We start from the raw sequence: 12,319 nt of genomic DNA, 5'->3' as shown, positions 1-12,319 counted from the left end.
TCCTTAAGACAAGCTAATAGTCATATTGGGGCCACCGGGAATATCATTATCTAACCAGCGACTGGTGACTGTTTTGGTCTCAGTATAAAAACGTACCGCTTGTTTACCATAAGCATGTAAATCGCCGTAGAAAGAGCGCTTCCAGCCTGTAAAAGAGAAAAACGGCAATGGAACAGGAACGGGCACATTGATCCCTACTTGACCAACAGTGACCTCACGTTGATATTTTCGTGCTGCTGCCCCACTGGCGGTAAAAATAGAGGTACCATTACCGTAGGGATTGTTGTTCACTAACTGCAATGCCTCTTCTAACGTATCGACACACATACAGCACAATACGGGGCCAAAAATCTCTTCTTGATAAATTGTCATGTCAGGAGTGACGTCGGTAAATACCGTAGGGCCAATCCAGTTCCCTTGCTCATATCCTTCGAGAGTAAAGTTACTGCCATCTACCAAACACCTAGCCCCTTCTTGCTTGCCTTGTTCAATTAATGACAACACCCGCGCTTTGGCTTTCGGGTTAATTAACGCCCCAAAACCCGCGTTTTCATCATCCCACAACCCCGGCTTAACCTGCCGAATACGCTCGGCGAGTTCATCAATCCAAGACTGGCTGTCTCCCACAAATACCGCGACAGAAATAGCCATACAGCGCTGACCCGCTGCTCCGACTGCTGCGCCAACAAGGTTGTTTAAAACGTGTTCTTTATTCGCATCTGGCATGATCACTGAATGATTTTTGGCTCCTGCAAAGCACTGCGCACGTTTTAGATGCTGGCTGGCAGTTTGATAAATTGCTTGCCCTACTGGTACAGAGCCAACAAAAGACACCGCGTGAATATCTGGATGTTCAAGTAATGTGGTGACTTGTTCTTGCCCTCCATGCACGATATTCAACACACCGTCAGGCGCGCCTGCTTGTTTAAATAACTCAGCCAGCTTCATGGGTGTTAATGGGTCTTGCTCAGACGGTTTCAAAATAAAGGTATTGCCGCAAGCAATGGCTAAGGGGAACATCCACAATGGGATCATGGCCGGAAAATTAAAAGGTGTGATCCCCATACACACGCCAAGCGGTTGGATATAGCTGTAGGTGTCAATATCGCGCGCCACGTTCTCAACCGTCTCACCCATCATCAACGCGGGAATATTCATCGCTTGTTCAACCACTTCGATACCACGCCATACATCTCCCATGGCATCCGCGAAAATTTTGCCGGTTTCTTTAGCGAGAATGGTGGCAATCTCTTTCTGATGGGCTTTGAGCAAAGCTTGATAGCGCATCATCACCCGCGCACGCTCTGTTACGGGTACATTGCGCCATGTTTCAAATGCTGTTTTGGCACTCTCAATTGCCTGAGTTAATTCATCTTGTGTAGCAAAAGGCACTTTGGCAATGGCTTTGTTATTGGCAGGATTAGTTACATCTAGCCAGTGGTCAGATGCCGACTGGATAAATTCACCATTGAGAAGTAAGGGTACGTGGTGCATAAGTTCTGCTCGTTATTATTAAATACAAGTTAACGTATTTGTAACTTATATTTAACCTTAACGTAAACGTTACGCCCGCGTATTGTCGTTTTTTTGTGTAAACTAAAACTGACGTTAATAAACACAATGCCACCGCCTAGTAGTAACACTGCACGACTGATACCTAAAGAAAAAGGCGCTTAAAGCGCCTTTGTTCACTCGTTAGAAGTTTTCCCACTCATCGTCATCATCAAATGCCGACTTGGGAGAAACAGGCGCTTTTGCAGGAGTGCTGGCTCGTGCAGCCACCGCTGGCGCTTTAGGAGCAGTCGGTTGATTAGTCACCAAACTACTGGTTGATTGCGTTGCTGCGATCATATCGCCTAAGTTAAACACCGCAACGTGTGTATCTAGTTGTTCTGCTTGGAACTTCATGCTTTCTGCTGCTGCGGCGGCTTCCTCAACTAAGGCAGCATTTTGTTGCGTTGCCTCGTCCATTTGGGTGACCGCTTTTGTCACTTCGTCAATACCCGAGGCCTGCTCTGCTGACGCTGCGGCTATTTCAGACATAATATCGTTAACGCGTTTAATCGCGTTGACAATATCGGCCATGGTTTCACCTGATTTGCTCACCAAGGTGTTGCCGTCAGCTATTTTAGTGACTGAGTCAGAAATGAGAGATTTAATGTCTTTCGCCGCCTCTGCAGAGCGTTGGGCAAGGTTTCTAACTTCAGATGCAACTACCGCAAAGCCTTTACCTTGATCTCCAGCTCTCGCTGCTTCCACAGCGGCATTCAGTGACAAGATGTTGGTTTGGAATGCGATGCCGTCGATCACGCCAATAATGTCAGCGATTTTCTGCGACGATTCATTTATCGCACTCATAGTGGTCACCACCTGCTCGATCAACGACCCACCGTCAGAGGCTATTTTGGTCGCATTAGCCGCTAGGCTATTTGCTTGACTCGCATTGTCGGAGTTGAGTTTAACCGTACTCGCTAGTTGCTCCATACTGGATGCGGTTTCTTCCAAACTCGACGCTTGTTGCTCTGTTCGAGTAGACAAATCGGCGTTGCCTTGTGCAATTTCACTCGACGCCGAGTTAATCGTGTTCGCCGCTTCCATAATTTGCGCAATCATACTGCGTAAATCAGCGGCAAAGCGGTTTAATGCATCACCGAGTTGTTGGAACTCGCCTTCGAACTCGTGCTCGACTTGGGTGGTCAAATCACCATTCGACAAACTCACAAGCGCCCGTTTTATCTCGTTAATCGCAAACTTGCGGCCAGTGATATCCGTGGCGTACTTCACAACCTTAAACGGCTTACCGTTCAAATCAAAGATGGGGTTGTACGAAGCCTGTATCCATACGTCTTTACCGCTTTTTGCAATACGCTTGTACTCACCGGTCGAAAATATCCCTCGGTTTAGGTCTTTCCAAAACTGGGTATATTCATGACTGTTACGGTACTCAGAATCAACAAACATGCTGTGATGATTCCCTTTAATTTCTTCTAGCGTATACCCTACGGTATTTAAGAAGTTTTCGTTGGCGTGTTGCACAATGCCGTTCATATCAAATTCGATGACCGCCTGTGACTTGCTAATCGCGTCTATCTGCCCTTCAAAATCGGCGTTTTTCATCTTCTGTTCAGTGATATCTGTGGCGTATTTCACCACCGCTACCACATCACCCTGCGGGTTTAAAATAGGGTTATAAGACGCTTGGATCCAAATGTCTTTCCCCGATTTTGTTACACGCTGATATTCCCCAGACTGGAACTTACCTTCGCCCAGTTGACGCCAAAAATCTGAATATTCATGACTATTGCGAATATTGTCGGGTACGAACATGCGGTGATGTTGCCCCTTTATCTCATTCAATCCGTACTCGGTTACCGCAAGGAAATTTGCATTTGCGGTTTTAATCGTACCGTCGGGTTCAAATTCAATCACCGCTTGCGACCGGTCAAGGGCATCTAAACACCCTGACTTGGTTAATAGGTCGGTTTGATCTAACCACTCTACAGCCGTGCCAATAGATTGCCCGTAATCGTCTTTAAGTGGGATGAGCGTGAGCCGAAAGTTGATTTTACCTACCACAATATTCGACACACTAACGTCTGTCGCCTGTGCAAGCATATTCTGTTGCTTTTGTGGATTAGCATGAAATATGTCGATGTTTTGGCCAATCAGGTTACTGGCACTAAAAAAAGGCAATACGGATTGTATTTCCTTTTCGTTTTCAGTTAATAGTTTCACCACGGCTTGGTTAGCAAATATAATTTCTCGCTCGGCATTGGCTATCATAAAGCTCGTCGAGCTTTGTTCCACTACCTGCGCGTAACGCATTGCTGCTAGGTTTTGTTGCGCCAACAACTCTAATTTGGCGTTGTCTTCGGCCTTGTTACTACCTCTAACCCAATCTAACACACTCATAACTCATCCTTTGCTGATGATTTTTCATATAAACCGAGTTCACTACTGGTGATTAGTGCCTCGATATTCACCACAATTATCATTTGTTCGTTTACCGATACCAGACCATTTAAATAGGCATGGTCAAATGCCACACCGAATTCGGGAGGCGGCTTGATGTCATCAGCCGCAACGCTAAACACGTCTGACACAGCGTCGACAACCACGCCTATCACCCGGTCCCGAATATTCAATACAATGACAATAGTAAATTCATTGTACGTGGCCTCACCTACGTTAAATTTAATACGCAAATCTACAACGGGTACCATTTCTCCACGCAGATTCAAAACGCCCTTAATATAGTCAGGCGCATTGGCTACTTTAGTAACGGGTTCATAGCCTCTTATTTCTCTCACTGCCATAATGTCTATAGCATAGTGTTCTTCACCAATAACGAAGCTTAAAAACTCCTGCCCAATGTTCATATTGATAGGATGACTTCCTACTTCCAGAGCATCAGCTGATATCATGCAGCGTTCTCCGCGGTTGCGACATTCCCGACATCGATTGTCTTAAATGGAGCCTGTTCATTAATAGAATCAATATGTTGTATATCGGACGCCATGGTGGAATCAATAGTTTTTTGTTGAATTTTTTGTAAAAAAATCAACGTGTATTCAAGTTTATGCCCCTTGCTACCACGGTTCTGGAGATATAAGGGCATGGCTATACTGGATAAAGTTAGACGAGGAATAGTGGTCTTTCCACTTAATTATTCGTAACGCGTTGGTATAAAGTACAAACTCAACCGTTTTTTGTGTTGCATACAGCGAGCTTGGCGACTGAGCAACTGGCATTTAACTTGACGAAAACGAAGTATTTCAACTAATTATTTCGTATGGGTGACGAATATCGGTATACACTGATATGCTAATGGTAGTTTATAAGTTCGAAGGTGTATTATGCCCGCAAACGAACAAATACGCATTGCGATAGTCGAGGACAATGCGACCGCTCGCGGTAACCTTCGAAGCCATTTATTGTCTCTCGGCAATCTTGAGATCAGCAGTTTTAGCAGTGGAAACGAGTTAAAATCTGCCTTGCGTAAGCAGTATTTCGAAGTTGTGCTCATCGACTACCACTTAGGCCAACATCGTACCGGCGTAGAGTGGCTGCACATTCTCAGGCAAGGGCATTTTATTAAGCCCAGCACAGGCGTGATTTTTGTTACGGCCGACAGGCAACCCCAAACCATTGGACAAATTGTTGATGTGCATCCAGATGTGTTGGTGTTAAAACCTTACACTATCGCCACGCTGCACCGTAACATTCAACACTACCTACAATTCCGACACTTTGTTTGGCCTGTACTCAGAGCGCTTGACGACAAAGATCTACAAGTGGCACAAACACAGCTCAATAAACTAGCTAGCGATGTACCAGCGAGATTGCGCGCCGATTATTCAAAGCTACGGGCGCGAGTGCTATTACAAAAGGGCAATGTACGCGCCGCACTGGATATTTACAATGCGGTGTTACAAAAGTCAGACCGCGTACTTTGGGCGCAATGGGGCAAAATTAAATGCCAGTATTTAGCTGGCGATTGGGATGACTGCCGTGGTGTACTCGATTTAATGTCTGGTACCAGTATCAACCGTGACAAAGCCTTTGAATGGCTAGCGTGTCTGAGTTTTGAACAAGAAGCCTACGAGCAAGCCGAGTTTTACCTCGATCATATCAATGTGAGTGATTTAAGTATTCCGGCTACCCGCTTAAAGTCGATTGCGTATCAGAAACAAAATCGGGTGGTTGAAGGTGTTGAACTGCTGGAGAAAAAGCGCGCTTACAACCGTTCGACCAAAGAGCGATTTGACGAGTTTACGTTTGAGCTTGCCGAGTTTTATCTCAGTATTGCCGAACAAAGCCCAATGCTGCAACGCCGAGAGAGCTTATCTCAAGCGCGTAAACTGATTGGTATTGCGTCTCGAAGCCAAACTGACCAGCAACAAATGCAAAAACAAGACTACCTAATGGCGCACACAGCGGCACTAGAGGGTGACATTGAAAAAGCCAAGAACATCATCGCTCAAGACCACATGCAGGTGTATTTGCGCACTGCGCCTGCTACGTTGATAGTTGCCGCCAAAGTGCACCAAGCCGCCGGCAATACCGACACCGCACGATCGCTGATGGAATTGGCCGAAGACCAGCTTATTCAGAGCGACACTATTAGCCAGCAACAAGCCGATCAATCCGTGTTACTCAGTGCAGAGAAAAATGCCGAATGGGTAAAAGAAAAAGCAGAAGCGCTAAACCATGAGGGCACGCAGGCATTTACCACCAATGCCTACCCTTCTGCTGTTGATTATTTTTATAAAGCGTATCAGTTAGATCCAGAAACCGCGTCATTTTCCATCAACTTGCTTCACAGTATGCTTCAAGCGAGTAAAGCCACTTTTCGCAAACTCACTTTGTATGTGCTTATTGAACACATTAAAACCTGTGAGCTGAGCGAATCAAGCCGTACCCGATTCGCTCAAGTGTTACGCGATATTCAACAACATCCGAAACTTGGCCCTGCGCTGAAAAAACAGCGCGTCGATCACAATCATCGACCAACAGAAGATGACACGCCTAGCGACGCGCCAAACGCGTCAACAAACTAGAAGTATCAAAGCGGCCACCACCTGACTTTTGAACATCAGCGTAATACTGATCGACCAACGCAGTCAGCGCCAAGGTACTGCCGTTTCGGCGCGCTTCATCTAAGGCAATACTGAGATCTTTACGCATCCAATCTACTGCAAAACCAAAATCATATTCGCCTTTAATCATGGTGCTGGCGCGATTTTCCATTTGCCAAGATTGGGCGGCCCCTTTGCTGATCACGTCGATCACAGCGTGACAATCTAATCCGGCTTGCTCGCCAAAATGTAGCGCTTCAGCTAAGCCCTGCACAATACCGGCAATACATATTTGGTTCATCATTTTAGCCAATTGCCCACTGCCCGACGCGCCTAACAGCTGACTGTGTCTGGCAAATGCACTCATCACAGGCTGTGCACGGTCAAAGTCGTTTTGTTCACCGCCGACCATCACGGTAAGCTGACCATTTTCAGCACCGGCTTGGCCTCCAGACACTGGGGCGTCCAAAAACCCTATGCCTTTCGCTTTACATTGAGCAAACAGTTTACGTGCGATATCGGCAGACGCGGTTGTATGATCAACCAATAATGCACCACTTTTAAGCGTAGTGAGTACGCCATTTTCGCCATTCACTACACTGTCGATGTCGTTGTCATTACCCACGCACATAAACACAATATCAGCGCTTTTCGCTGCCAGCGCTGGCGTTTCTGCCATTTGACCAGGGTACGTGTCCAACCAACGTTGTGCTTTGGCTGCTGTGCGATTGTAAACGGTAACATCGAATCCCGCGTTCGCTAAGTGTCCAGCCATGGGAAACCCCATCACGCCTAACCCCAAAAAACTGACTTTGATTTGTGTCATGAATGATTCTCTTTTAAACCCTGAATTCTCTGGGTAGTATGATACCGTAATACAACAAGAAATTTGTTATCTAAACAACATATTCGAGAAATTATCCTATGGCAGAAAGTATCTACGATTTTGAAGTAACCCGAAACTCTGGCGAAGCGGAAACACTGAGCGCCTATCGCGACAAAGTCGTACTCATTGTCAACACCGCCAGTCGCTGTGGCTTTACTTACCAATATGAAGGATTGGAAAAACTCAATAAAGAATACGGTGAAAAAGGTCTGGTGATCCTCGGTTTCCCCTGCAACCAATTTGGGCAACAAGAGCCGGGCGACGATAGCGAGATAAAATCTTTTTGTGATTTAAACTACGCAGTGTCGTTTCCCTTATACACCAAAATCGATGTCAATGGCGACAATGCCCACCCTTTGTATACGTACCTGAAAAGTGAGGCTCCGGGTATCATGGGTACCAAATCAATTAAGTGGAATTTCACAAAATTCCTAGTAAACAAAGCGGGGAAAGTGGTGAAGCGATACCCTCCCACTACAAAACCTGAAGCAATCGAAGCCGATATTCAAGCTCTACTCTAGCGAGGAATTTGTTATGACAAAAGGACGCGTCGCTGTATTCAGTACCCAAGCCTATGACGAAAAGTCATTTGCCCATTCTCTTGAAAAAGAGGATTTGCAATTACACTTTTTACCTGCCCCGCTCACTCAGGAAACCGCTGCATTAGCAACCGGACACGACGCGGTATGCGTGTTTGTTAACGATGTTGTCGACAGCACGGTATTAGACAAACTTGCTGAACATGGCGTTAACCACATAGCCCTTAGGTGTGCCGGTTATAACAATGTAGATCTTGCTCATGCGGCTTCATTGGGTATTGCTGTATCACACGTTCCGGCCTATTCACCTGAAGCGGTTGCAGAGCACGCGGTTGCCCTGATGCTGACCCTAAACCGTCGTATGCACAAAGCCTATAACCGAGTACGCGAAGGTAACTTCGACCTCAATGGATTGTTAGGTTTTACCCTACACGGTAAAACGGTAGGTGTGGTAGGTACCGGCCATATCGGTGCGGCGACCGCCAAGATACTGCTGGGCTTCGGCTGCAAGGTACTGTGTTTTGACCCATACCCCAACGCCTCGCTGATTGCCTCGGGTGTAAACTATGTGGAGATGGATGAACTGTTCGCGCAAAGCCATGTGATTTCACTGCATTGCCCGTTAAACGAGCAAAGCCATCACATGATAAACCGGGATTCTCTGGCAAAGATGCGTGATGGTGTCATGCTAATCAACACTTCTCGCGGTGGCCTTATCGACACAAAAGCCATTATTGACGCTTTAAAACAACATAAAATTGGGTATTTGGGTTTAGATGTCTACGAAATGGAGTCTGAGCTATTTTTTAAAGACCATTCTTTTGAAATCATACAAGATGATGTATTTGAACGCCTGCAAACCTTTCACAATGTGTTGATCACAGGGCATCAGGGCTTTTTCACCCATGAGGCTTTATCGCAAATTGCCCACACTACGTTTACCAATATCCGTTGCGCCATCAGTGGCAACCTTGAAAATGGGCACTTCTTAGTAGCGCCCTCAGCAGATAAAGGTTAATTCCGGCCAATTGCAACGAGTAAAATACCTTATGTTACGCAGGCTTGCGTAACATAAGGTGCATGTATTTCCCTAGCCAAACGAACGGCTCGGCCTGATTGTATTGACGCTCTAGCGCAATTAACTCTTGATAATGCGCTTCTGAGCGGAACCCGTCTTTCATGTAATCGTGAAAACAGCGTATTCCCGTAGTAGCCAGCACATCTAACGACAAACTTTGGCAGTGCGAAATCACTGCTTTCGGCACTAGGGGTTGATGAGGATTAAGGCGTACCTTCTTTTTAACCTTGAGGCCATTGGCGATGTAATCAAAATTACCGTACACCGCATTGCCAAATAACAAGGCATCACGGTTAAAAAAGCTCAAACTTAACAAGGCGCCAGGTTTCATATTGTCGGCCAGAAAACTAAGCGCTTCCAATGGCTTTTCTAACCACTCTAATACGGCATGGCACACAAGTAAGTCGTATTTATCCAAGCCTGTTAAAGACATCAAAGGCGCATGTTCAATCGTAATGCGCGGGTTGTCTTTCAACGTCTCTTTAGCAATGGCAAGCACATCATGCGAGGTGTCACACAAGTGTACATGATGCCCCGAATCAGCCAGAAACTCGCTCATCACTCCGGTTCCACCACCTATATCGATGGTTTGCCACTGTGTGTCTGAAGGTAAAAATTGAGCGAGTTGCTCAGTAAGTAATAAGTGCCTAAGCTGGCCTTTAGTTGTACCGTAAATGTTATTCGCAAACTTACTTGCGATGCCATCAAATGACTGATCGGGTTTCATGGCAATATCTACGCAGGGTTAGGCACATCAACAAATGTCACATCCAAGCCCCAATTATCAGCAATGTATTCGCCGACGGCTTTAACACCGTAGCGCTCTGTAGCATGGTGCCCTGCAGCAATAAAATGCACGCCCATTTCTCGCGCAATATGAATAGTTTGCTCCGACACTTCGCCGGTTATAAAAACGTCTGCGCCCGCTTGGGCTGCTTGTTCTATGAACCCTTGGCCTCCCCCAGTACACCAAGCCAGAGTGGTAATTGGTGCGTCACTTGGGCCTTCTACCAAGGGAATACGCCCTAAGCGGATAGCTAAACCATCAGCCACTTCTGAGAGTGTTTTGGGCGAACCGAGCTGCCCTTTAAAAATAACGCCTTTGGGCGCAACACTCTCTAATGGTGCCATTGTCGAGCACCCTAGAATTCGCCCCAATTCCGCATTGTTACCTAAAAATTCATGAACATCGATGGGCAAATGATAAGCGTATAAATTGATGTCATTTTTAATTAGCTTGGCAATGCGTTGGTACTTCATCCCTGTGATTTCATAGGGTTCATTCTTCCAAAAGTAACCGTGGTGTACCAAAATTGCATCGGCATTCATGGCAATCGCCTGATCGATAAGGGCTTGCGATGCCGTCACCCCTGTCACCACTTTTTTTACCTGACTGCAGCCTTGCACCTGCAACCCATTGGGACAATAGTCGCGAATATCACTGGTGTGCAATAATGTATTGAGCTGAGATTCTAATTCAAAATGATTCATCATAACGGTCTATTATTTACTTGAAGATGCGTGTGCAGGAGCGTAACCAGCCATGCCTTGTGCAACGAAGGGCACTAAATGCAAAATAACATCTTCAATGTCGGCAAACTGGTCAAAATCGGCTTGAGCGATTTCTTTTAACGCTTTACTTGATGCCATAGAAAATACAAAACTCCCAATGGCAAAGTGAATACGCCAAAACAACTCTTCGTCTGGTACGTCTGGTAGCAACGCATGAATGCGCCCTACCAAACGCTGCACAGTGTCGCCATAGCCTTGCATAATAAAGCGGCGCAAGTGCCCCTGGGTTTCACTATACCCTCGCCCAAGTAACTGTACGAAGGTTTCAGTGCCGTTGGGGCGTACATGATTCAAAATTAACATGGGTCGCACTAAAGCGCTTAACAGTTGATGCATGCCCTCCGCACCCGGCTCTATGTCCAGAGCGTTAATCGCATCATCAATTTGTGGCATTAATACATCAAAATACCGCTTAAACACGGCTTGAATGAGGTTTTTCTTTGAACCATAGTGATAGTTCACCGACGCCAAATTTACCCCCGCACGCGCCGTAATACTGCGCAATGAGGTTTGCGTAAAACCCTGCTCTGCGAACAAGGCTTCAGCGGTGTTTAAGATGCGAAATTTGGTGTCTTTTGCCATGAACTATTTAAACCACGTCTGCGATTGACTCCAAAGGCGCATCACGGTTTTTTCTGCCACATGCGCCATTGAGAAACCCAGCTTCTCAACCACGTTTTTCTTTTGGGCGTATTTAACACTGAAGATTTCACGCGCTGGATAGGCTGATAAAATATAGTCATCAGAGGTTTGAATTTCATCCACCAAGCCTAATTCAAGCGCCTGTTTGCCGTACCAGTATTCACCTGTGGCAATTTTGTCAATGTTCATTTCAGGTCTATGGTCGTGTACAAAGGTTTTGAACATGACATGTACCGCTTCTAATTCTTGGCGGAATTTTTCGCGGCCTTCATCGTTGTTTTCACCAAAAACCGTGAGTGTGCGTTTAAACTCACCCGCGGTGTGCTGTTCAAAATCGATGTCGTTCTTCTTCAATAATTTATTAAAGTTTGGCAGCTGCGCGATAACACCAATTGAGCCGATAATAGCAAACGGTGAAGACAGCAATTTGTCGCTCACACACGCCATCATATAACCGCCACTGGCTGCTACCTTATCAACCGCTACCGTCAATTGAAGACCTTTGTCTTTTATGCGCTGAAGCTGTGCCGCGGCTAACCCGTAACCGTGTACAACGCCGCCGCCACTTTCAAGGCGAACCAATACTTCGTCTTGCTCATCGGCAATACACAGTAATGCGGTGACTTCTTCGCGTAGACGCTCTACTTCATTGGCGTCCATCGAACCTTTAAAATCGACAACAAAAAGACGGCTGGTACGTTCAGACTCACTGCCGTCCTTTTTACTTTTGTCTTTCTTTTTGTCTTTGGCTTGTTTTTTCTCTTCTTTTGCCAACTTTTTCAATGCTGACTTATCGAGTAAAACGTGTTGAGCATAATCTTTTATATCTGCCAACTGATCGCTCAGAGACTTTATCTCAAGGTGTCCTTTACCCTGCTTTTGCTTGGCTGCAGCACCGATAATTGCTGATAACACCACAACTATGGCCAATACGAGTGTCACGGCTTTGGCTAAAAACAAACCATATTCGTATAAAAATTCCACGCTTTCTCCTGCAATAATACGACGTGTGTGTCGAGTGTTC

At 45.9% G+C, this 12,319-nt stretch carries 11 protein-coding genes; 3 read left to right on the top strand and 8 right to left on the bottom strand.

Annotated elements, in window-relative coordinates; genetic code table 11:
- Positions 1 to 3: 3 nt before the first annotated feature.
- The 3 genes from ACXAH6_RS13825 to ACXAH6_RS13815 form a co-directional block, all read right to left on the bottom strand.
- Positions 4 to 1,494 carry a CoA-acylating methylmalonate-semialdehyde dehydrogenase gene (locus ACXAH6_RS13825; RefSeq protein WP_474877720.1) on the bottom strand — a complete coding sequence of 497 codons (1,491 nt, stop codon included), beginning with the start codon at positions 1,492 to 1,494 and terminating at the stop codon, positions 4 to 6.
- 201 nt (positions 1,495 to 1,695) lie between these two features.
- Positions 1,696 to 3,912 carry a methyl-accepting chemotaxis protein gene (locus tag ACXAH6_RS13820; RefSeq protein ID WP_474877718.1) on the bottom strand — a complete coding sequence of 739 codons (2,217 nt, stop codon included), beginning with the start codon at positions 3,910 to 3,912 and terminating at the stop codon, positions 1,696 to 1,698.
- Positions 3,909 to 4,424, bottom strand: a complete 516-nt coding sequence (locus ACXAH6_RS13815) for a chemotaxis protein CheW (protein WP_474877716.1) — start codon at positions 4,422 to 4,424, stop codon at positions 3,909 to 3,911. Before ACXAH6_RS13815 ends, ACXAH6_RS13820 begins: the two co-directional genes overlap by 4 nt.
- Before the next feature lie 432 nt (positions 4,425 to 4,856).
- Here ACXAH6_RS13815 and ACXAH6_RS13810 point away from each other — a divergent pair, with 432 nt between their 5' ends.
- On the top strand, positions 4,857 to 6,560 hold the full coding sequence (locus ACXAH6_RS13810; protein WP_474877714.1) for a response regulator: 1,704 nt from the start codon (positions 4,857 to 4,859) through the stop codon (positions 6,558 to 6,560).
- On the opposite strand, the gene ACXAH6_RS13805 is transcribed toward ACXAH6_RS13810, so the two are convergent.
- On the bottom strand, positions 6,529 to 7,404 hold the full coding sequence (locus ACXAH6_RS13805) for an NAD(P)-dependent oxidoreductase (protein WP_474877712.1): 876 nt from the start codon (positions 7,402 to 7,404) through the stop codon (positions 6,529 to 6,531). The two genes, ACXAH6_RS13810 and ACXAH6_RS13805, sit on opposite strands and share 32 nt — an antisense overlap.
- 98 nt (positions 7,405 to 7,502) lie before the next feature.
- Here ACXAH6_RS13805 and ACXAH6_RS13800 point away from each other — a divergent pair, with 98 nt between their 5' ends.
- Positions 7,503 to 7,985 (top strand): glutathione peroxidase, encoded by a 483-nt coding sequence (locus tag ACXAH6_RS13800; protein ID WP_474877710.1) that lies wholly within the window; start codon positions 7,503 to 7,505, stop codon positions 7,983 to 7,985.
- A gap of 13 nt (positions 7,986 to 7,998) precedes the next feature.
- Positions 7,999 to 9,021, top strand: coding sequence for a 2-hydroxyacid dehydrogenase (locus tag ACXAH6_RS13795; RefSeq protein WP_474877708.1), 1,023 nt, complete (start codon positions 7,999 to 8,001; stop codon positions 9,019 to 9,021).
- A gap of 34 nt (positions 9,022 to 9,055) precedes the next feature.
- On the opposite strand, the gene ACXAH6_RS13790 is transcribed toward ACXAH6_RS13795, so the two are convergent.
- Genes ACXAH6_RS13790 through sohB form a run of 4 tightly spaced genes read right to left on the bottom strand, consistent with a single transcriptional unit; the run spans position 9,056 to position 12,279 of the window.
- Positions 9,056 to 9,808 carry a methyltransferase gene (locus ACXAH6_RS13790; protein ID WP_474877706.1) on the bottom strand — a complete coding sequence of 251 codons (753 nt, stop codon included), beginning with the start codon at positions 9,806 to 9,808 and terminating at the stop codon, positions 9,056 to 9,058.
- Between the two features lie 8 nt (positions 9,809 to 9,816).
- Complete coding sequence (locus tag ACXAH6_RS13785) at positions 9,817 to 10,575, bottom strand: Nif3-like dinuclear metal center hexameric protein (RefSeq protein ID WP_474877705.1); 759 nt, start codon at positions 10,573 to 10,575, stop codon at positions 9,817 to 9,819.
- Between the two features lie 9 nt (positions 10,576 to 10,584).
- A complete protein-coding gene (locus tag ACXAH6_RS13780; protein WP_474877703.1) occupies positions 10,585 to 11,235 on the bottom strand; it encodes a TetR/AcrR family transcriptional regulator in 651 nt (216 codons plus the stop codon).
- A gap of 3 nt (positions 11,236 to 11,238) precedes the next feature.
- Positions 11,239 to 12,279, bottom strand: a complete 1,041-nt coding sequence (gene sohB / locus ACXAH6_RS13775) for a protease SohB (protein WP_474877701.1) — start codon at positions 12,277 to 12,279, stop codon at positions 11,239 to 11,241.
- Positions 12,280 to 12,319: the final 40 nt, after the last annotated feature.

Source organism: Alteromonas sp. ABE4_545 (genome assembly GCF_056161325.1).
This window is presented reverse-complemented; position numbering and strand designations above follow the sequence as displayed.

Bases quoted from the DNA above. Each gene is read 5' to 3' on its own strand.
- ACXAH6_RS13825 (WP_474877720.1), bottom strand. From the start codon at position 1,494: ATGCACCACGTACCCTTACTTCTCAATGGTGAATTTATCCAGTCGGCA.
- ACXAH6_RS13820 (WP_474877718.1), bottom strand. From the start codon at position 3,912: ATGAGTGTGTTAGATTGGGTTAGAGGTAGTAACAAGGCCGAAGACAAC.
- ACXAH6_RS13815 (WP_474877716.1), bottom strand. From the start codon at position 4,424: ATGATATCAGCTGATGCTCTGGAAGTAGGAAGTCATCCTATCAATATG.
- ACXAH6_RS13810 (WP_474877714.1), top strand. From the start codon at position 4,857: ATGCCCGCAAACGAACAAATACGCATTGCGATAGTCGAGGACAATGCG.
- ACXAH6_RS13805 (WP_474877712.1), bottom strand. From the start codon at position 7,404: ATGACACAAATCAAAGTCAGTTTTTTGGGGTTAGGCGTGATGGGGTTT.
- ACXAH6_RS13800 (WP_474877710.1), top strand. From the start codon at position 7,503: ATGGCAGAAAGTATCTACGATTTTGAAGTAACCCGAAACTCTGGCGAA.
- ACXAH6_RS13795 (WP_474877708.1), top strand. From the start codon at position 7,999: ATGACAAAAGGACGCGTCGCTGTATTCAGTACCCAAGCCTATGACGAA.
- ACXAH6_RS13790 (WP_474877706.1), bottom strand. From the start codon at position 9,808: ATGAAACCCGATCAGTCATTTGATGGCATCGCAAGTAAGTTTGCGAAT.
- ACXAH6_RS13785 (WP_474877705.1), bottom strand. From the start codon at position 10,575: ATGATGAATCATTTTGAATTAGAATCTCAGCTCAATACATTATTGCAC.
- ACXAH6_RS13780 (WP_474877703.1), bottom strand. From the start codon at position 11,235: ATGGCAAAAGACACCAAATTTCGCATCTTAAACACCGCTGAAGCCTTG.